This window comes from Paracoccus litorisediminis (genome assembly GCF_009711205.1).
GTDB lineage: Bacteria > Pseudomonadota > Alphaproteobacteria > Rhodobacterales > Rhodobacteraceae > Paracoccus > Paracoccus litorisediminis.
In genome coordinates this window covers 125,049-143,644 of record NZ_WMIG01000002.1, presented here as the reverse complement: position 1 = coordinate 143,644, position 18,596 = coordinate 125,049, and the positions used below count along the sequence as shown (strand labels likewise).

Here is an 18,596-nt window from a genome sequence, read left to right as displayed (position 1 = left end):
CAGCGCCGCTGGGGTATTTCAGAAACGAAGAAAACGTGGGTCAGTCCGCCCAGCGAACCTCGGTCAGGTCGTTGGCGGGCATTGGGGCGTTTTCCCACAAGCCCTCGATCTGGGCTTTTGCGACACCGGTCTTGGCCAGCTGGAACAGGAAGGCATTGGCATGATCATCGGCGATGATCTGCTGCGCCTGTTTCAGCAGGTCGGAACGCTGGGCCGCGTCGGTGGCGGCGGACAGCTTGTCCATCACCTCGTTGAAGGCCGGGTTGTCGTAATTGAAATAATAGCCGGGGCGGCCATAGATGCCGATATCCATCGGCTCGACATGGCTGATGATGGTCAGGTCGTAATCGGCATTCTTGAACACCTGCTCAAGCCATTGCGCCCATTCCATGTTGGTGATCTGGGTCTGGATACCTATGGCGCGCAGCTGGGCTGCGACGATCTCGCCCCCGCGGCGGGCATAGGGCGGCGGCGGCAGGGCAAGGCGCAGGGTCAGGTCGGTGACGCCAGCTTCGGCCAGCAGGGTCTTGGCCTGATCGGGATCGAAGGCCGATTGCGCGGTCAGGTCGATGTAATCGGGATTGTGCGGCGCGAAATGCGTGCCGATGGGCGTGCCATAGCCAAACATCGCGCCATCGATCAGGTCCTGACGGTTGATGGCATGGGCAATGGCGGCGCGGACCTTGGCATTGGCCAGCGCTGGGTTCTTGTGGTTCATCGCAAGGATGGTTTCGCCCTCGGTCGTGCCGACAAGCACCTTGAAGCGGGGATCGGCCTGCAACTGGGGCAGGGTTTCCGGTGCCGGATAGATCGGGAAGGCGTCGATATCGCCCGCCATCATTGCGGCAAAGGCGGCGGTCGGGTCGGGGATGAAGCGGAAGGTCGCGGTTTTCAGCGCCGGTTTCTTGCCCCAGTAGCCGTCATAGGCTTGCAGCGTGATGTGGTCGCCCTGCTTCCATTCGCCAAGCTGGAACGGGCCGGTGCCGATCGGATGTGTGGCGATCTGGGGGATGTTCGCCTGATCGACCATCACCGCATCGCCCCAGGCCATCTTGAAGGGAAATGCGCCATCGGCGGCCTTCAGACTGACACGGACGGTTTGCGGGTCCAGCGCCTCGATCCTGTCGATGCCTTCGAACAGGTTCTTCTGCGCATTGGTACTGTCCGTCGCGCGCGCCCGGTCCAGCGAAAAGATCACATCCTGCGCATCGAAGGCGCTGCCGTCATGGAAGGTCACGCCGGGCTGCAGGTGAAAGACATAGGCCTTGCCGCCATCCTCGACGTCCCAGCTGGAGGCAAGGTCGGGCTGGACGCTGCCATCGGGGCCGATGCGGGTCAGGCCCTGAAACAGATTGGCATAGACCACCTCGTCGATGGCAGCGGCAGCGCCTCCGGTCGGGTCGAGATGGGGCGGCTCAAGCACCATGCCAAGGGTGATGGTGTCCTGCGCCGCCAGCGCGGGCGCAGCCAGAAGGGCGGACAAAGCCGCCGCTTGCAAGAATTTCTGCAGCATGTTTCCTCCGGCCGCCTGTCCGCGCCAGCTTTTCAGCCAAATTCCGGTGGGATCAAGCCCGCTTCTGGGTCAGTTGCTGCAGGAAGCCCGCGCAGCTTAGCCAGAGCGAGGTGATCAGCAGACCCCAGCGCGCGAAGCTCTCGGGGTGGAAATCCACCAGCACTGCCCAGACCGCAAAGCCGACCCAGGCCATCGTCACCGGCAGCGAGATCGCCCGCCAGCGCTGGGTGCGAACCGGGTGGATGAATTTGACATTGGTGAACATCGTGGCTGTCAGGGCGACCACGACGAAAAGGATGATCCAGAAATTCGGTTTCAGCGCGAACAGGACCAGCACCAGCATGTTCCAGCAGGCGGGGAAGCCTGCAAAGGAATAGTCCACCGTCTTCATCCGGGTATCGACGAAATAGAGCACGCTGCCATAGGTGATGGCGATGATCGCGATCCAGCCGGTCCAGCCGGGCAGCAGCCCGGATTTGAACAGCGCATAGGCCGGGATGAAGACATAGGTCAGGTAGTCGATGATGAGGTCCATCAGGACCCCGTCATAAGTCGGCCAGTTCACCCGGACGTGGTAGCGGCGGGCCAGAGGGCCATCGATTCCGTCGACGATCAGCGCGATGACCAGCCAGAAGAACATCTGCGACCATTCGGCATTCGCCGCGGCCAGCAGGGCCAGCATCGACAGGACCGCGCCGGTGGCGGTCAGCAGGTGGACGGACAGGGCTTTGAAGCGAAGTGTCATGACTTCGCTTCTGTCACTGAACAGACAAATTCGCAAGTTCGTGATCGGGGGCGATCAGTTCTCGAATTCTTCTGCGCCATAGCCTTGCAGGTAAAGCAGCGCGGTCAGGTCGCCGTGATTGATGCGCAGATCGACCTGCGCGGCCACCACGGGCTTGGCATGAAGGGCGACGCCGCTGCCCGCCAGTTGCAGCATGCCCAGATCATTCGCACCATCACCCACGGCGATGACATCGGCAGGGGTCAGGCCGCGGGCGGCGGTGATTGCCTCCAGCGCCTCCACCTTGGCCTCGCGGCCCAGAATCGGCAGGCCGACCTGACCGGTCAGCACGCCCTCATCGGCCAGAAGCTCGTTCGAGCGGTGTTCGTCGAAACCCAGTGCAGCGGCGACCGGGCCGGTGAAGACGGTGAACCCGCCCGAGACCAGCGCCGCATAGGCCCCCTGGGCGCGCATTGTCGCGACCAGTTGCCGCCCGCCCGCTGCCAGGGTGATGCGGCTGTCCAGAACCTCGCCAATCGCGGTTTCCGCAAGTCCGGAAAGCAGGCCGACGCGGGCGATCAGCGCCTCGTGGAAGTTCAGTTCGCCGTTCATGGCGCGGGCGGTGATTTCGGCGACGCGGGGGCCGACGCCAGCGACATCGGCCAGCTCGTCAATGCATTCCTGATCGATCATGGTCGAATCCATATCGGCCAGCAGCACCGATTTGCGGCGCCCCTTGGTCGGTTGGATGGCAAGGTCAAAGCCCTTGCCCTGCAGGATTTCCCAGATCTGCCAGAAATTCGCGGGCTGGGTTTCAAGCGGGAATTCGGCAGCGATTCCAGAGTTTAGCCAGATCACCGGGCCACCATTCCAGTCCTGTCGCAATTCGTCGACAAGCGCGGGGCTGAGATTGGCACGTTGCGGGGCGGCAAGGACGGTGACGGTGAACATGGGGCGCTCCGGGGAAGGAATGTTGCGCGAAGGACTAGCCAAAGCGGCGCGCGGCTTCAATGAAGCGGGGGCGATTAAAATGTTTTGGGCAGGAAACGAAAAAATTCTTGCCTGAATCATGGGCGGGTTATATGGCCGTCAGCGGGACACGCCGCCCCAACGCGGCGCTATCTAGCTGGAAGGCTACACATATGAGCATGACTGCTCCGGCTGCGCGCCCGGTCAATCCGCGCTTCTCTTCGGGCCCCTGCGCGAAGATTCCGAATTTCTCGCTCGACATGCTTGCTGATGCGCCCTTGGGCCGCTCGCATCGTGCAGCGATTGGCAAATCGAAACTTGCCGAAGCCATCGACCTGACCCGCGAGGTCCTTGGCGTTCCCGCGGATTACCGCATCGGTATCGTTCCGGCATCGGATACCGGTGCCGTCGAGATGGCGCTGTGGTCGCTGCTTGGCCCGCGCAAGGTCGAGATGCTGGCCTGGGAAAGCTTTGGCGAAGGCTGGGTCACCGATGTCGTGAAACAGCTGAAGCTGGACGCCACGACCCGCAAGGCTCCCTACGGCCAGATTGTCGATTTTGCCGAAGTCGATTTCAACAATGACGTGGTCTTCACCTGGAACGGCACCACTTCGGGCGTGCGCGTTCCGAATGGCGACAAGATCCCGGCCGACCGTGAAGGCCTGACCATCTGCGACGCGACCTCGGCTGCGTTTGCGATGGACCTGCCCTTTGACAAGCTGGATGTCGTGACCTTCAGCTGGCAGAAGGTTCTGGGCGGTGAGGGCGCGCATGGCGTCCTGATCCTGTCGCCCCGCGCGGTCGAGCGTCTGGAAAGCTATGTTCCGGCATGGCCGCTGCCGAAAATCTTCCGCATGACCAAGGGCGGCAAGCTGATCGAGGGCATCTTCAAGGGCGAAACGATCAACACGCCCTCGATGCTATGCGTCGAAGACTATCTGGTCGCGCTGAAATGGGCGAAAAGCTTGGGTGGTCAGAAGGCGCTGGAAGCCCGCGCCAATGCCAATGCCGCGGCGATCCGTGATTTCATCGCCACCCGCGACTGGATCGCCGATCTGGCCGAAGATCCGGCTACTGCGTCGACCACTTCGGTTTGCCTGAAATTCACCGATCCGCGCATCAAGGATGGTGCGGCCTTCGCCAAGGCTGTCGCGAAACGTCTTGAGAAAGAGGGTGTGGCGCTGGACGCCGGTGCCTATCGCGATGCGCCTGCCGGTCTGCGGATCTGGTGCGGTTCCACCGTCGAGGCATCCGATGTCGCGGCGCTGATGCCCTGGATCGAATACGCCTTCAACGCCGAGATCGAAGCGCAGGCCGTCGAAGCCTGATTGATCTGCCGGGCCGGGGGCGCTGCCCCCGGACCCCCGGGATATTTAGACAAGAAAGAAGCTGACTTGCGGTGCGCGCGGCGCGACGCCGACCCCGCATATCCAGAGGATAAAGAAATGCCCAAGGTTCTTGTTTCGGACAAGCTTTCGGAAACCGCCGTCCAGATCTTCCGCGATCGCGGCGTCGAAGTGGACTACCTGCCGGAAATCGGCAAGGACAAGGAAAAGCTGGCCGAGATCATCGGTCAGTATGATGGTCTGGCGATCCGCTCGGCCAGCAAGGTGACGGCGAAGCTGCTGGAAAGCGCGACCAACCTGAAGGTCATCGGCCGCGCCGGCATCGGTGTCGACAACGTGGACATTCCGGCGGCCTCGAAAAAGGGCGTGATCGTGATGAACACGCCTTTCGGCAACAGCGTCACCACGGCCGAACACGCCATCGCGCTGATGTTCGCCGTGGCGCGTCAGCTGCCCGAGGCCAGCGCCTCGACCCATGCCGGGAAGTGGGAAAAGAACCGCTTCATGGGCGTCGAGGTCTTCAACAAGACGCTGGGCATCATCGGTGCGGGCAATATCGGCTCGATCGTGATCGACCGCGCGCTTGGACTGCGCATGAAGGTTCTGGCCTATGACCCCTTCCTGTCGGAAGAGCGCGCGCTGGAACTGGGCGTGAAGAAGGTCGAGCTGGACGAGATGCTGGCCAAGGCCGATTTCATCACCCTGCACGTGCCGCTGACCGACAAGACCCGCAACATCCTGTCGCGCGAGAACCTGCTGAAGACCAAGAAGGGCGTGCGCATCGTCAACGCCGCGCGCGGTGGTCTGATCGACGAGGAAGCGCTGGCCGAGCTGCTGAAGTCGGGCCATGTCGCCGGTGCGGCTCTGGACGTTTTCGCGACCGAGCCTGCGACCGAAAGCCCGCTGTTCGGTCTGCCGAATGTCGTCGTGACGCCGCATCTGGGCGCCTCGACCAACGAGGCGCAGGAAAACGTGGCGCTGCAGGTGGCCGAGCAGATGGCCGATTACCTGCTGACCGGTGCCGTCCAGAACGCGCTGAACATGCCTTCGGTCACCGCCGAGGAAGCCGCCGTCATGGGGCCGTGGATCAAGCTGGCCGGGCATCTGGGTGCCTTTATCGGTCAGATGACCGATGAGCCGATCAAGGCGATCAACGTGCTTTACGATGGCGTCTCGGCTGAGATGAACCTGAAGGCGCTGAACGCTGCGGTGATCTCGGGCGTGATGAAGGCCACCAACCCGGACGTGAACATGGTCTCGGCCCCGGTCATCGCCACCGAGCGTGGCGTGCAGGTCGCGACCACCACGCAGGCGAAATCGGGCATCTTTGACGGCTATATCAAGGTCACCGTCGTCACCGACACGCGTGAGCGTTCGATTGCCGGGACCGTCTTCAGCGATGGCAAGCCGCGCTTCATCCAGATCCGTGGCATCAATGTCGATGCCGAGATCGGTGAGCACATGCTGTACACCCGCAACAAGGACGTTCCGGGCGTGATCGGTGCGCTGGGAACGACCTTGGGTGATCTGGGCGTGAACATCGCGAACTTCACCCTTGGCCGGACCAAGGCCGGGGATGACGCGATTGCCATCCTGTATCTGGACGAAGAACTGAAGCCCGAGGTGATCGAGGCTCTGCGCGCGACCGGAAAATTCATCCAGGTCCGCCCGATCAACTTCGAAGTCTGATCCACGACCTTGCACCTGACGGCCCCCGGAGTAACCTCCGGGGGCTTTTTCATGCGGAGGCTTTCATGCGCAGCTATGTCATCGGCGATATTCACGGCCAGTTGGAGCTGCTGAAAGCGGCGCATGAGCGGATCGCGGAGGATGACGCCGCACATGGTGGCGGCGGTCAAATCATCCATGTCGGCGATCTGATCGACCGGGGCCCGGATTCGCGTGGTGTCGTCGATCACCTGATGCGTGGACAGGCCGAGGGGCGGAACTGGGTGGTGCTGAAGGGCAATCACGACCGCTTTCTGCCACGATTTGCCAATACGCCGGAATGGGTCGATCCGGGTCTGGCCTCGGGTCGGCATTGGATCGACCATGCCAATCTGGGCGCGGCGCAGACCTTGGCCTCATACGGGATCGGGACCGAAGGTCGCAGCCATGCCGATATCCACACCGACCTGATGCGGGCGGTGCCCGAGGCGCATCTGCAATGGCTGGACGGGTTGCCGCTCTGGCACCTGATCCCGCAGGCGCTGATCGTCCATGCGGGTATCCGGCCCGGTATTCCGCTGACCCAGCAGGCCGAGCATGATCTGGTCTGGATACGTCAGGGATTTCTGGACGATGCGACCGATCACGGCATCCTTGTCGTCCACGGCCATACGGTGGTCGAGCAGGTCACCCATTTCGGCAACCGTCTGGCCGTTGATACCGGCGCCGCCTATGACGGGCCGTTGAGCGCCGTGGTCTTTGACGACAGTGGCATCCATGTCCTGTCCGATGAGGGTCGCTTGCCGGTACACCATGTGTCGCCGCCCCGTTAGGGGCGCGATTCACCCCAAGGTGGACAGCGCGGGCTGGCCGCGCTATGAGGCGCAGCGTCAAAGGAAGGCACGATGCGGATTCCGTCCATAACCGCGAAATACAGTCTGGGCCAAGTCGTCCGTCACCGCGAGCATCCGTTTCGCGGTGTGATTTTTGATGTCGACCCGGAATTCGCCAATACCGAGGAATGGTACGAATCCATCCCCGAGGAATCGCGCCCCTCGCGCAATCAGCCCTTCTATCACCTCTATGCCGAAACCGAGGCGACCTATTACGTCGCCTATGTCTCCGAGCAGAACCTGATGCCGGATGTCTCGGGCGAGCCCTTGGAACATCCCGAGGTGGATGAGATGTTCGGCGAGTTCGAGGATGGCCGCTATCCGCTGCAGGTCGGGCTGAACTGACCCGCCTTCATTGCATTGGTGGCGGCAAGTCGGACAGGCTGTGATCCGCGGGCACGGTTAAGCCAAGATAGTTGTGCCGCCCCGCGCGGATACAGTGCAGTTGCTGGCCCCCCGTCCAATCGAGGCTGTCCTTGGGCAATTCGCGCGTGAGTAAGCAAGACGGGTCTAGGGCAGGTCTGTCATCGGTCATGGCGCAGGAAATTCCCTCGATCCCGCGAAGGACGCACTGTTGGCGCGGTCGATGCTGCGCGTGCAGATGCTGTCCAGCACCTCGGTCAGTGCCAGTTCCAGCCGGGACAGCGCATCTGGTTCGGCAAGGGACGTAAAACGCTGACGCAACAAACCATGCGCCCGCCGAACGGGCAGGGGATGGGCGGTGAAGATCGTGTGAAACATCGGTTGCCGGTCGTCCGATAGGGCGGTCATTCCGTCGGTCCGGGCACAACATCCGGCATAATTCTGAACAGCATGGGAACGGCGTCCAGCCTTGGCTTGTGGGTGCCGACTGGGACGTTGTCCGGCTGTGGCAACAATGTAATCAGCATGACCAGTTCCCAAGCCTCGACGGATCCCGGTCTAGGGCCGAACTGCTTCCGATTCCGTGAATCCTACGGCGAAATTGCCTTGGAATTTCATCGAATTCGCCCGGCGACTGCGTGCTGCGTGCCGCCTATGGTCCGACTGGCGGCGGATGCCTGAATTTGCGGCAATGCCTGCTTGGAACCATGCCATCAGGAACTTCGTTTGCGCAATTTCTGTTGGCTGGATGGACAGTTCGCCCACGATTGCGAAGATCATGGGCAGAAATGCGGGTTGAGGGGGTGCGATGTCATATAATGAAATGATCGAAAGCGGAGAGGTACGCGCCCCATACGCGATGCTGTCCGACTGGGTCGCCTCGATGCCCGCCGAGATGCGCCAGATGAAACAGGCCGAGGCCGAGGCGCTGTTTCGCCGCATCGGCATCACCTTTGCGGTCTATGGCGAGGGCGGCGATCCCGACCGGCTGATCCCCTTCGACATGATCCCGCGCGTCTTTCAGCAAAGCGAATGGCGCAAGATGGAACGCGGCATCAAGCAGCGCGCCCGTGCGCTGAACGCCTTTCTGCGCGATGTTTACGGCCGGGCCGAGATCATCCGCGCCGGGCGCATCCCCGCCCGGCTGGTCTTTCAGAACGAGGCCTATGAAAAGGCGGTGGTGGGTTTCGTGCCGCCGCGCGGGGTCTATTCCCATATCGTCGGCATCGACATCGTGCGCACCGGTCGCGATGAGTTTTTCGTGCTTGAGGACAATTGCCGCACGCCCTCGGGTGTCAGCTACATGCTGGAAAACCGCGAGATCATGATGCGGATGTTTCCAGGTCTGTTCCGCAACAACCGCATTGAGCCGGTTGACCAATATCCCGAACTTCTGCGCCGGACGCTGGCCTCGGTCGCGCCGGCGAAATGCGAGGGCACGCCGACGATCGTCATCCTGACGCCGGGCCATTACAACAGCGCCTATTACGAGCACAGCTTCCTTGCCAACCTGATGGGCGTCGAGCTGGTCGAGGGCAGCGATTTGTTCGTCGATGGCGGCTTTGTCTACATGCGGACGACGCAGGGGCCGAAACGTGTCGACGTGATCTATCGCCGGATCGACGATCCCTATCTGGACCCCTTGTGCTTCCGCAAGGATTCCATGCTGGGCGTGCCGGGGCTGATGGATGTCTATCGCTCGGGCGGGGTGTCGATCGCCTCGGCGCCGGGCGCGGGGGTGGCCGATGACAAGGCGATCTACACCTATGTCCCCGAGATGATCCGCTTTTATCTGGGCGAGGAGCCGCTTTTGCAGAACGTCCAGACATGGACGCTGTGGAAGGACGACGACTACAAATATGTCATGGAGAACCTCAAGGATCTGGTGGTCAAGGAGGTCCACGGCTCGGGCGGCTATGGCATGCTGATCGGCCCGAAAGCCACCCGCGAGGAGATTGCCCGCTTCGCCGAACTCATCAAGGCCAATCCGGGCAATTACATCGCCCAGCCGACGCTGGCCTTGTCGACCAGCCCGACCTTTGTCGATGAGGGCATCGCGCCCCGCCATGTCGACCTGCGGCCCTTCTGCCTGTGCGGCGACCGGGTCGAGCTGGTCCCCGGCGGGCTGACGCGGGTGGCGCTGCGCGAAGGCTCGCTGGTGGTGAACTCGTCGCAGGGCGGCGGGGTCAAGGATACCTGGGTATTGACGGAATAAGGGACGCATCCATGCTTAGCCGCACCGCCGCCAACCTGTTCTGGATGGGCCGCCACCTGGAACGCGCGGAAACCGCCGCCCGGCTTCTTGATGTGGGCGCCCGTATCACCCTGCTGCCCAATACCGAGGAAGGTTACCGCAACGAATGGGAATCGCTTTTGCGCGCCTCGGGGGCGCAGGACGCCTTCGCCGAGCATTACGGCGATCGCATCAATCAGGAAAACATCGAATCCTGGCTGTTCTTTGACAAGCAGAACCACTCATCCGTGGCCTCCTGCTTTGAAAAGGCCCGCGAGGGTGGGCGGATCGTGCGCACCGCGCTGACCAATCAGGTCTGGGACGCGCTGAACACCGCGTTTCAGGAATTGCGCCAGCTGGTCGCCCGGCCGCGCGGCGATATCGACACGGCGCAGCTGACCGATTTCACCACCCGGCACGGTGCGACGGTGCGCGGCGCGATCAATGCCAGCCAGTTGCGCAATGACGGCTGGCATTTCATCAATCTGGGCTATTCGCTGGAACGGGCGGACGCGACCTCGCGCCTGCTGGACGTGAAATATTTCGTGCTGCTGCCGCGGGTCGAGTTCGTCGGCTCGGGGCTGGACAATTACCAGTGGCAGGTGATCCTGCGCGCGCTGTCGGCGCATCGCGCCTTTCACTGGGCCTATGGCGGTGAGGTCACCGCGAACAAGGTTGCCGATTTCCTGATCCTGAACGGGGAAAGCCCGCGCTCGCTGCTGACCTCGCTTTATGAGGCGGTCTGGAACCTTGACGGTCTGACCCGCCGCTATGGCGAGACGGTGCCTGCGACGGCATCCCTGCGCGCCCGCCAGACGCTGGAGGAGCTGATGGCACGCGATATCGACGCGATCTTTGACGAAGGCCTGCATGAGTTTCTCAGCTGGTTCATCAATGAGATCGGCGTCATCGCCGATGCGGTGCAGGACGACTATTTCAGCGGCCGGATGTAGGGGGAGGACGCGCCGATGAAACTGAAGATCATCCATGAGACCAGTTACAGCTACGACACGCCGGTCGAGGCGCTGGTGCAAAGCCTGCGGTTGACGCCTTCGGTCCATGAGGGGCAGCGGGTCAGCGAATGGCGCATCTCGGTCAGCGGTGGCCAGCGCGGCGCGGCATTCCGCGACGGGGCCGGGGACTGGATCGAGGGCTGGACCGTGCGTGGTCCGGTCGAGGAAGTGACCGTGCAGATCGAAGGCCTGATCGAGACCCGCGACACCGCCGGCGTCCTGCGAGGCCATCGTGAAAGCGTCAGCCCGATCGTCTATCTGCGCAGCACCCCCGCAACCAAGGCCGATGCGGGCCTGAAGGAACTGGCGGCCTCGGTTCAGGGAGAGGACGCGCTGGACATCGCGCATCGGCTGTCTGCTGCGGTCAGCAAGGCCATCGCCTATACGCCCGGCGCGACCGAGTCCGTGACCTCGGCGGCCGAGGCGCTGGAGCTGGGGCAGGGGGTCTGTCAGGACCACGCCCATGCGCTGATCGCCTGCGCCCGCGAACGCGGCCTGCCGGCGCGCTATGTCTCGGGCTATCTGCATACCAGCGTCGGCGGCAAACCCCATGACGCCGCCCATGCCTGGGCCGAGATCCATGTCGGATCGCTGGGCTGGGTCGGCTTCGACGCCGCCAATGCCTGCTGCCCCGATGAGCGCTACGTGCGTCTGGGTTCGGGCTATGACGCGCAGGACGCGGCGCCGGTGCGCGGCATGGCCTTTGGCATCAGCATCGAAAGCCTCGACGTGCGGGTGCATGTCGAGGAGATCCAGCAATAGCCCACCCCCGGTTTGCGTGACCGTGAGTTGCGTGCCCGGGCGGCTGGGCCTATTCAGGTCCGGGAAGCGAGCCTTGGGATCCGGAAGATGACCTATTGCGTCGGGCTGAAACTGAATGCGGGACTGGTGCTGCTGTCGGACACGCGCACCAATGCCGGGCTGGACAATATCTCGACCTATCGCAAGATGTTCTTCTTTGAAGAGCCGGGCGAGCGGGTGATTGCGATCATGACCGCGGGCAGCCTGTCGGTCACCCAGACCACCCTTGGTCGTCTGCAGGAGGCGATCGAGAACCCCGATGCCGATGAGACGACCTCGATCATGAAGGCGGGCTCGATGCTGCAGGTCGCCTCGATCATCGGCGAAACCCTGCATCGCACCACGAGCGAGATTGCCGAACAGACCCGCGATCTGAACCAGCAGGCCAGCGCCAGCATGATCGTCGCCGGACAGCGCCGCGACGGCGAGATGCGGTTGTTCCTGATCTATCCGCAGGGCAATTTCATCATGGCGACCGAGGACACGCCCTTCCTGCAGATCGGCGAGCATAAATACGGCAAGCCGATCCTCGACCGGGTGGTGACGCCGGAAACCAGCCTTGCCGATGCGCAAAAGGCCGTGCTGCTGTCGATGGATTCGACGCTGCGCTCGAACCTTTCGGTGGGCATGCCGCTGGATCTGGCGGTGATCGCCCGCGACGATTTGCGCATCTCGCAGCGTCGCCGCATTCTCGACGGCGACCCCGCCTTCGCCGCGATGTCAGCGGCGTGGTCGGCGGCATTGCGCGAGAGTTTTGGAAATGTAAGCCTCTGAGCTCGCCCTTCCGCGGGACCGAGTACTGGATCAGAAGGAGCGCCTGAATGGCATTGGAATTGCGCCGGCCCCCGATGGACATGTTTCACATGCCTTCGCTGCACGAAGGGATGTATTACATTCCGCCCCGCAAGGGCTGGGTCATGCGACCGGCTGCAGGCGCAACCGTCCGGCTGTTTGCCGGAAGTGACAGCGATACCATCAACGACCTGCAAGAGCTTGTTATCGAGCGTCAGCAGCTGCAGCGTTTCAAGGCGATCATGGAGATCAACTCGGCGCCTGTCGTGCTTGAGAATGCCGAGTTCCGCAATTCCTTCGCGATGATCAACGGCCGTTTCTGGCTGAACGGTGCCTCTGGCGATCGCATTCGCAACAAGGTCGATGTCCAGAACAATGCCGACTGGCGCAAGAGCCGGATCAAATCCGCGTTTCGGCGTGCAAGGAACAACGGCACGCTGACGCCCGCACTGTGGAAGGGCAAGGGCAACGATCTGGATATCGCCATCGAGTTGAAGAACGGCTTCAACTATTACCATTTCACCACCGAGACCCTGGGCAGTCTGGCGCATTTCGTGAAGGACAAGTCGGGAAGGCCGATCAACCTTCACCTGCCGCAGGATAATATCAAGGGTTTCCTGAGTCGCTTTATTTCGGCGATCTACCCAAGCCTTGCGGATCGCGTGAATTTCGTGACCAGCGGCACGAAATATGAGCGCGTCCGTTCGGTCTACAATCATCGTCACTACCTGTATCAGGTCCGCGATCCACGGATCGACGATTGCGTCTCGGTCTCTGACGAGCCGAAATGGCATGAGCTTAACTCTGACAACTCCTATCGCAAGGAGGTCTCCAAGGCCTCGTTCGATTCAAGCCTGCGCATGCTGCGCGAACAGGCTTTGGGCCAACTGTCTGCGGACATCATCAAAGGCATGCCAAAGCTGGTTTTTATGGGCCGGGACGAGTCCGGAGACGCCCGCGCGCGTGGGCTTGTCGGGCACGAGCCGTTGCTGGAAGAACTCGGAAGCCGTGGCTTCGAAGTGGTGGTCTTTGAGCATCTGTCCCCGTTGGAGCAGATCGCCGCCATGCAGGCCGCCGATATCGTCATTGCGCCGCATGGTGCGGGGCTGGCGAACATGACCTATTCCCACCCGGATTCCCTGGTGATCGAGATCGGCACGCGTCAGACGCAGATGCATCGCTGGGGCGATTTCCTGGCCAATGCCCATGTATCGGGATGCCATTACGACACGGTTTTCGCGGATATTGCTGGTGTCGATGACCCCGACCTTGTCCCGCCGATGGCCGAGGGACATCTGGGGGTCAAGATCGGCAAGCGCGCGACCGACCGCATCCTGCAGATCGTGGATGAGCGGATGGCCGCGATCAGCAAGCCATCCGTGTCGCGGTCAGTCTGACGCGATCAGCCCTTCGCGCAGCTCGTAAATCAGGTCCAGCGCCTCGCGTGCGGTGATCTGGTCGGGGTTCAGCGCGCGCAGGCGCTCCTCGACGACCGAGGGCTTGGGTTTCGCCATCGGGGCAGGGGGTGGGGCGCTGCGGAACAGCGGCAGGTCGTCCAGCAATGCCGCGGGTTTGCCCGCGCCCTCATCCTCGCCGCTTTCCAGCTGGTGCAGGATTTCGCGGGCGCGCTCGACGACCGAGGGCGGCAGTCCGGCCAGCCGCGCCACCTGCACGCCATAGCTGCGATCGGCGGCACCCTTCCTGACCTCGTGCAGGAAGATCACCTCGCCTTCCCATTCGCGCACGGCGACAGTGGCGTTTTCGACGCCGGGCAGGCGGGCCGAGAGCGAGGTCATCTCATGGTAATGGGTGGCGAACAGCGCCCGGCAGCGGTTCTTGGCATGCAGATGCTCCATCACCGCCCATGCGATCGACAGCCCGTCCCAGGTCGCGGTGCCGCGCCCGATCTCGTCCAGAATCACCAGCGCGTGGTCGTCGGCCTGATAGAGGATGGCAGCCGTCTCGACCATCTCGACCATGAAGGTCGAGCGCCCGCGCGCCAGATCGTCCGCCGCGCCGACGCGGCTGAAAAGTTGGCTGACCATGCCGATATGAGCGTGGCTGGCGGGAACGAAGCCCCCCGCCTGTGCCAGAATGGCGATCAGCGCGTTCTGGCGCAGGAAGGTCGATTTACCGGCCATGTTCGGACCGGTCAGCAGCCAGATCGCCGGGGTTTCCCCCGCCGTCAGAGCGCAGTCATTGGCGACGAAGGCCTCGCCTTTGCGCTTCAGGGCGCGTTCCACGACCGGATGGCGGCCACCCTCGATCTGAAAGGCGCGGCTGGCATCGACCTGCGGCCGGGTCCAGCCCTCGCCCGAGGCCAGATCGGCGAAGGCCGCGGTCAGGTCGATCTCGGCCAAGGCACGGGCGGCCTGACCGATGGGTCCGGCGCGGTCCAGAACCGCGCGGGTCAGCCGGGCGAAGATCTCGCGCTCGATCTCCAGCGCGCGGTCGCGGGCGTTGAGGATGCGGGTTTCCAGTTCCGACAGCTCGACCGTGGTGAAGCGGATCTGGTTGGCGGTGGTCTGGCGATGGATGAAACGCTCGTTCAGCGGTGGGGCAAGCATGCGTTCGGCATGGGTCGAGGTGGTCTCGATGAAATAACCCAGGACGTTGTTATGCTTGATCTTGAGGCTGGTGACCCCGGTCTGGGCGATATAATCGGCCTGCATGCTGGCGATGACGCCACGGCCCTCGTCGCGCAGACGCCGGGTGTCGTCCAGATCCGCATCATAGCCCGGCGCAGTGAAGCCACCGTCACGGGTCAGCAGCGGCGGCTCGGCCACCAGCGCCTCATCCAGCAGGTCGATCAGCGCATCGTGGCCGGTAAGGTCGCGCCCGGCCTGCTCCAGCACGGCAATGTCGTCGCAGCCGAGCATTGCGGCAATGGCCGTGCCCTGCGTCAACCCGGCGCGGATCGCGGCCAGATCGCGCGGCCCGCCACGTTCGAGTGCGATGCGCGACAGCGCCCGGTCCATGTCGGGGGCACGGCTGAGGGCCTCGCGCAGGTCGGCGGTCAGGCGGGGTTCAGAGGCAAGATGGGCAACGGCGGATTGGCGGGCATGGATCAGGTCCAGGTCGCGGGAAGGCGCGCTGATCCGGCGTTCCAGCAACCGCGCGCCGCCCGCCGTCACCGTGCGGTCAATGGCGGCCAGCAGGCTGCCCTCGCGCCCGCCGGACAGGGCCTGCGTCAGTTCAAGGTTGCGCCGGGTGGCGGCGTCGATCTGCATCGCGCCGCCCGCGGCCTCGCGCACGGGTGGGCGGATCAGCGGCATCCGGCCCTTCTGGGTCAGTTCCAGATAGTCGGCGATCGAGCCCATTGCGGCCAGTTCCGCACGGGTGAAATTCCCAAACCCTTCAAGCGTTTCCACGTGAAACAGCGCGCATAGCCTGCGGGTAGCGGCAGCGCTGTCGAAGCTGCCTGCGGGCAGTTCGGTCAGGGCGGCGCCTGCCTCAAGCGCGATGTCGTCAAGCTGTGACCCCTCGGCGGCCAGCAATTCGCGCGGGGCGTGGCGGGCCAGTTCCGGGGCCAGCCGCGCAGGCGGGCAGGTCATCACCCGGAACTCGCCGGTCGAGATGTCGACCCAGGCCAGCGCGGAATCGTCGCGGACATGGGCAAAACTGGCAAGGAAATTGTGCCGCCGCGCTTCCAGCAGCGTTTCCTCGGTCAGGGTGCCGGGGGTGACCAGCCGCACCACGTCGCGGGCGACGACGGATTTCGCGCCGCGCTTGCGGGCCTCGGCGGGGTCCTCCATCTGTTCGGCGATGGCGACGCGGAAACCCTTGCGGATCAGGGTCAGCAGATAGGATTCGGCGGCATGGACCGGCACGCCGCACATCGGGATCGGCTCGCCCAGATGAGTGCCGCGCTTGGTCAGGGCGATGTCCAGCGCCACGGCTGCGGCGACGGCATCGTCAAAGAACATCTCGTAGAAGTCGCCCATGCGATAGAACAGCAGCGCCCCCGGGTTGGCTTCGCGGATCGTCAGATACTGCGCCATCATCGGGGTGGGTTGATCGCTCATGTTTCGGCCTGTTCCTTCGGGGTAAGTCCTTCTATGGGATGACGCCACGGATGCAAACCATGTCGCGGTATAGTTGCGTAATTCTGGATGACACTAACCTTGGCTTCATGCATCGTCGCGCAAAAGTCCGATTGGTCGAGGGACAGATGAAGGCGTTGATTCTGGGCGCAGTTATGGGGTGCTGCGTGACGGCGGCCGATGCCGCCTGCCCGGATGTGTCGCTGATGCAGAACGCGGCGCGGGGCTGGATCGCGGGGCAGCGTCTGCCCGACCCGGTGGTGCGCAACATGGACGATGCGAATTGCGCCTATACCAGCTTCCGGTCCGTGCTTGAGGCAGAACTGGGACCGCCGGTCGGGGTGAAGGTCGGCTTCACCTCGCAGGATGTGCGCGACCGCTTCGGGGTCGAGGAACCGATTTCGGGGGCGCTGTTCGGGCCGATGTTGCTGCCAAATGGCAGCAGGCTCAGCCTGAGGGGCAGCCGCATGCCCCATTACGAGGCCGATCTGGTCGTGACCGTGGGCGATCCGGCGATCATGCACGCCACCACCCGCGAAGAGGTTGCCGCCGCCCTACGCGACGTCCGGCCCTTTATCGAATTGCCCGATATCGCCTTTTCGCGCGGGACGGTTCCAACCGGTCCGATCATGGCCGCCTATGGCGGTGCGCCTTGGCGGGGCGTGTTGGGTGACAGCATTGCGATTTCCGAACTGGAAAACCCGGTCGAGGATCTGGGCAAGCTGGGCGTGTCGCTGAAAAACAACGGCCAGACCGTCGCGATTTCGCGTGGCGACAGGCTGCTGGGGCATCCGCTGGACGTGGTGCTGTGGCTGGTTCAGCAGGGGCATTACGACCTCAAGGCGGGCTCGATCATCTCGCTGGGGGCCTTTGCCGCTTTCGCCCCGGCTGTGGCCGGTCACCGGATCGAGGCCGAATACAACCTGGCCGGTCGCACGATGCGGGCCTCGGTCACGCTGATCCCGTAAGGGGCGCGAAATCTGCGGGCACGCGAAAAATTAGCTTTGCCTCGCAGGCGGTTGTGTCGCAACACTGTCACTGGGCGTCGCTAGGTGGCACGGGATGCCGCCCATTGCGGCACAGATGGAACGGAGTTTGCGACATGACGATTCACTCGACCGCGACCGGACTTGCCGCTCTGATCGCGCTGGTAGCCTCGGGGGCGGCATCGGCCCAGGATCTGGCCGCGCTGGAAACCGCCGCCAAGGCGGAAGGAATGCTGACCACCATCGCGCTGCCCCATGACTGGTGCGGCTATGGCGCGGTGATCGAGGGCTTCAAGAAGAAATACCCCGAGATCAAGGTCAACGAACTGAACCCCGACGCAGGCTCGGCCGATGAGCTTGAGGCTATCCGCGCCAACAAGGACAACAAGGGCCCGCAGGCCCCCGACGTGATCGATGTGGGCCTGTCCTTCGGCCCGCAAGCCAAAGCCGAGGGGCTGATCCAGCCCTACAAGGTCGCCACCTGGGACACGATCCCGGATGATGCCAAGGATGCCGACGGCTATTGGTATGGCGACTATTACGGGGTCATGGCTTTCGGCGTGAACACCGATCTGGTCGATGCCGCGCCGAAATCGTGGAAAGACCTCAGCAAGCCCGAATATGCCAATGCTTTCGCGCTGGCCGGCGATCCGCGCGCCTCGGCGCAGGCGATCATCTCGGTCATGGCGGCGGGCATCGCCAATGGCGGCGAGCCGGGCGAAGCCTCGGGGCAGAAGGGCATGGAATTGCTGGCCGAGGTGAACAAGGCCGGGAACTTCGTTCCGGTCATCGGCAAATCCGCGACCATCGCGCAGGGCGCGACCCCGATCGTCACCGCATGGGATTACAACCTGCTGTCCTGGCGCGACGGGCTGAAGGGCAACCCGCCGGTCGAAGTCATCATCCCCGAGGATGGCGTCGTCGCGGGCGTCTATGTGCAGGCGATCTCGGCCTATGCGCCCCATCCGAATGCCGCGAAGCTGTGGATGGAATACCTGTATTCGGACGAAGGTCAGCTGGGCTGGCTGAAGGGCTACTGCCACCCGATCCGCTTCAACGATCTGGTCAAGGCCGGCAAGGTTCCGCAGGAACTGCTGGACGCGCTTCCCGAGGCCTCGGCCTATGAAAAGGCGATTTTCCCGACGCTGGAACAGCAGGAAGCCAACAAGAAGGTCGTGACCGGGGGCTGGGATTCGGTCGTCGGCGCTGCCGTCAAGGAATAAGGCCAACGGCCCCGCCCGCTCAGGGCGGG

17 protein-coding genes are annotated in these 18,596 nt (G+C 63.3%); 12 read left to right on the top strand and 5 right to left on the bottom strand.

Features of this window, described 5'->3' with window-relative positions; genetic code table 11:
* Window positions 1-40: 40 nt before the first annotated feature.
* Genes GL300_RS06015 through serB form a run of 3 tightly spaced genes read right to left on the bottom strand, consistent with a single transcriptional unit; the run spans window position 41 to window position 3,188 of the window.
* Window positions 41-1,513, bottom strand: coding sequence for an ABC transporter substrate-binding protein (locus tag GL300_RS06015; RefSeq protein ID WP_155038695.1), 1,473 nt, complete (start codon window positions 1,511-1,513; stop codon window positions 41-43).
* Between the two features lie 52 nt (window positions 1,514-1,565).
* Window positions 1,566-2,258, bottom strand: coding sequence for a CDP-alcohol phosphatidyltransferase family protein (locus GL300_RS06010; RefSeq protein ID WP_155038694.1), 693 nt, complete (start codon window positions 2,256-2,258; stop codon window positions 1,566-1,568).
* A gap of 54 nt (window positions 2,259-2,312) precedes the next feature.
* Window positions 2,313-3,188: a phosphoserine phosphatase SerB gene (gene serB, locus GL300_RS06005; RefSeq protein WP_155038692.1), complete on the bottom strand. Its 876-nt coding sequence runs from the start codon at window positions 3,186-3,188 to the stop codon at window positions 2,313-2,315.
* On the opposite strand from serB, the gene GL300_RS27045 reads away from it, so the two are divergent.
* From GL300_RS27045 to hspQ, 5 genes are all read left to right on the top strand, one after another.
* Window positions 3,181-3,303, top strand: coding sequence for a hypothetical protein (locus GL300_RS27045; protein ID WP_281353107.1), 123 nt, complete (start codon window positions 3,181-3,183; stop codon window positions 3,301-3,303). The two genes, serB and GL300_RS27045, sit on opposite strands and share 8 nt — an antisense overlap.
* 76 nt (window positions 3,304-3,379) lie before the next feature.
* Entirely contained in the window at window positions 3,380-4,534 is a 1,155-nt protein-coding gene (locus GL300_RS06000) for a phosphoserine transaminase (protein WP_155038691.1), read from the top strand.
* A 117-nt stretch (window positions 4,535-4,651) separates the two neighbouring features.
* Window positions 4,652-6,241, top strand: a complete 1,590-nt coding sequence (gene serA, locus GL300_RS05995; RefSeq protein ID WP_155038690.1) for a phosphoglycerate dehydrogenase — start codon at window positions 4,652-4,654, stop codon at window positions 6,239-6,241.
* 65 nt (window positions 6,242-6,306) lie between these two features.
* The gene (locus tag GL300_RS05990; protein ID WP_155038689.1) at window positions 6,307-7,053 is read left to right on the top strand and encodes a metallophosphoesterase; all 747 of its coding nucleotides are present in this window, start codon (window positions 6,307-6,309) and stop codon (window positions 7,051-7,053) included.
* A 72-nt stretch (window positions 7,054-7,125) separates the two neighbouring features.
* Window positions 7,126-7,458 carry a heat shock protein HspQ gene (gene hspQ / locus GL300_RS05985; RefSeq protein ID WP_155038688.1) on the top strand — a complete coding sequence of 111 codons (333 nt, stop codon included), beginning with the start codon at window positions 7,126-7,128 and terminating at the stop codon, window positions 7,456-7,458.
* Between the two features lie 186 nt (window positions 7,459-7,644).
* On the opposite strand, the gene GL300_RS05980 is transcribed toward hspQ, so the two are convergent.
* Window positions 7,645-7,884 (bottom strand): hypothetical protein, encoded by a 240-nt coding sequence (locus tag GL300_RS05980; protein WP_155038687.1) that lies wholly within the window; start codon window positions 7,882-7,884, stop codon window positions 7,645-7,647.
* A 400-nt stretch (window positions 7,885-8,284) separates the two neighbouring features.
* Between GL300_RS05980 and GL300_RS05975 the strand changes: the two genes are divergently transcribed.
* From GL300_RS05975 to GL300_RS05955, 5 genes are all read left to right on the top strand, one after another.
* A complete protein-coding gene (locus GL300_RS05975) occupies window positions 8,285-9,691 on the top strand; it encodes a circularly permuted type 2 ATP-grasp protein (RefSeq protein WP_155038686.1) in 1,407 nt (468 codons plus the stop codon).
* A gap of 11 nt (window positions 9,692-9,702) precedes the next feature.
* Window positions 9,703-10,662, top strand: a complete 960-nt coding sequence (locus tag GL300_RS05970; protein ID WP_155038685.1) for an alpha-E domain-containing protein — start codon at window positions 9,703-9,705, stop codon at window positions 10,660-10,662.
* Window positions 10,663-10,677: 15 nt separating this feature from the next.
* A complete protein-coding gene (locus GL300_RS05965) occupies window positions 10,678-11,484 on the top strand; it encodes a transglutaminase family protein (RefSeq protein ID WP_155038684.1) in 807 nt (268 codons plus the stop codon).
* 87 nt (window positions 11,485-11,571) lie between these two features.
* Window positions 11,572-12,297, top strand: coding sequence for an Ntn hydrolase family protein (locus tag GL300_RS05960; RefSeq protein ID WP_155038683.1), 726 nt, complete (start codon window positions 11,572-11,574; stop codon window positions 12,295-12,297).
* A gap of 47 nt (window positions 12,298-12,344) precedes the next feature.
* Complete coding sequence (locus GL300_RS05955) at window positions 12,345-13,712, top strand: glycosyltransferase 61 family protein (RefSeq protein ID WP_155038682.1); 1,368 nt, start codon at window positions 12,345-12,347, stop codon at window positions 13,710-13,712.
* On the opposite strand, the gene mutS is transcribed toward GL300_RS05955, so the two are convergent.
* Window positions 13,704-16,340, bottom strand: coding sequence for a DNA mismatch repair protein MutS (gene mutS / locus GL300_RS05950; protein ID WP_155038681.1), 2,637 nt, complete (start codon window positions 16,338-16,340; stop codon window positions 13,704-13,706). The genes GL300_RS05955 and mutS overlap by 9 nt on opposite strands.
* A gap of 146 nt (window positions 16,341-16,486) precedes the next feature.
* Between mutS and GL300_RS05945 the strand changes: the two genes are divergently transcribed.
* Entirely contained in the window at window positions 16,487-17,326 is an 840-nt protein-coding gene (locus GL300_RS05945; protein ID WP_155038680.1) for a fumarylacetoacetate hydrolase family protein, read from the top strand.
* 134 nt (window positions 17,327-17,460) lie between these two features.
* Entirely contained in the window at window positions 17,461-18,567 is a 1,107-nt protein-coding gene (locus GL300_RS05940) for an ABC transporter substrate-binding protein (protein ID WP_155038679.1), read from the top strand.
* The last annotated feature ends 29 nt before the right edge of the window (window positions 18,568-18,596 follow it).

What these genes read in the sequence shown, in the direction of transcription:
- serB (WP_155038692.1), bottom strand. Translation starts at nt 3,188, where the DNA reads ATGTTCACCGTCACCGTCCTTGCCGCCCCGCAACGTGCCAATCTCAGC.
- GL300_RS05955 (WP_155038682.1), top strand. Translation starts at nt 12,345, where the DNA reads ATGGCATTGGAATTGCGCCGGCCCCCGATGGACATGTTTCACATGCCT.
- GL300_RS05960 (WP_155038683.1), top strand. Translation starts at nt 11,572, where the DNA reads ATGACCTATTGCGTCGGGCTGAAACTGAATGCGGGACTGGTGCTGCTG.
- GL300_RS06015 (WP_155038695.1), bottom strand. Translation starts at nt 1,513, where the DNA reads ATGCTGCAGAAATTCTTGCAAGCGGCGGCTTTGTCCGCCCTTCTGGCT.
- GL300_RS05990 (WP_155038689.1), top strand. Translation starts at nt 6,307, where the DNA reads ATGCGCAGCTATGTCATCGGCGATATTCACGGCCAGTTGGAGCTGCTG.
- GL300_RS05945 (WP_155038680.1), top strand. Translation starts at nt 16,487, where the DNA reads ATGAAGGCGTTGATTCTGGGCGCAGTTATGGGGTGCTGCGTGACGGCG.
- GL300_RS05965 (WP_155038684.1), top strand. Translation starts at nt 10,678, where the DNA reads ATGAAACTGAAGATCATCCATGAGACCAGTTACAGCTACGACACGCCG.
- GL300_RS06010 (WP_155038694.1), bottom strand. Translation starts at nt 2,258, where the DNA reads ATGACACTTCGCTTCAAAGCCCTGTCCGTCCACCTGCTGACCGCCACC.
- hspQ (WP_155038688.1), top strand. Translation starts at nt 7,126, where the DNA reads ATGCGGATTCCGTCCATAACCGCGAAATACAGTCTGGGCCAAGTCGTC.
- GL300_RS05970 (WP_155038685.1), top strand. Translation starts at nt 9,703, where the DNA reads ATGCTTAGCCGCACCGCCGCCAACCTGTTCTGGATGGGCCGCCACCTG.
- serA (WP_155038690.1), top strand. Translation starts at nt 4,652, where the DNA reads ATGCCCAAGGTTCTTGTTTCGGACAAGCTTTCGGAAACCGCCGTCCAG.
- GL300_RS05940 (WP_155038679.1), top strand. Translation starts at nt 17,461, where the DNA reads ATGACGATTCACTCGACCGCGACCGGACTTGCCGCTCTGATCGCGCTG.
- mutS (WP_155038681.1), bottom strand. Translation starts at nt 16,340, where the DNA reads ATGAGCGATCAACCCACCCCGATGATGGCGCAGTATCTGACGATCCGC.
- GL300_RS06000 (WP_155038691.1), top strand. Translation starts at nt 3,380, where the DNA reads ATGAGCATGACTGCTCCGGCTGCGCGCCCGGTCAATCCGCGCTTCTCT.
- GL300_RS05980 (WP_155038687.1), bottom strand. Translation starts at nt 7,884, where the DNA reads ATGACCGCCCTATCGGACGACCGGCAACCGATGTTTCACACGATCTTC.
- GL300_RS05975 (WP_155038686.1), top strand. Translation starts at nt 8,285, where the DNA reads ATGTCATATAATGAAATGATCGAAAGCGGAGAGGTACGCGCCCCATAC.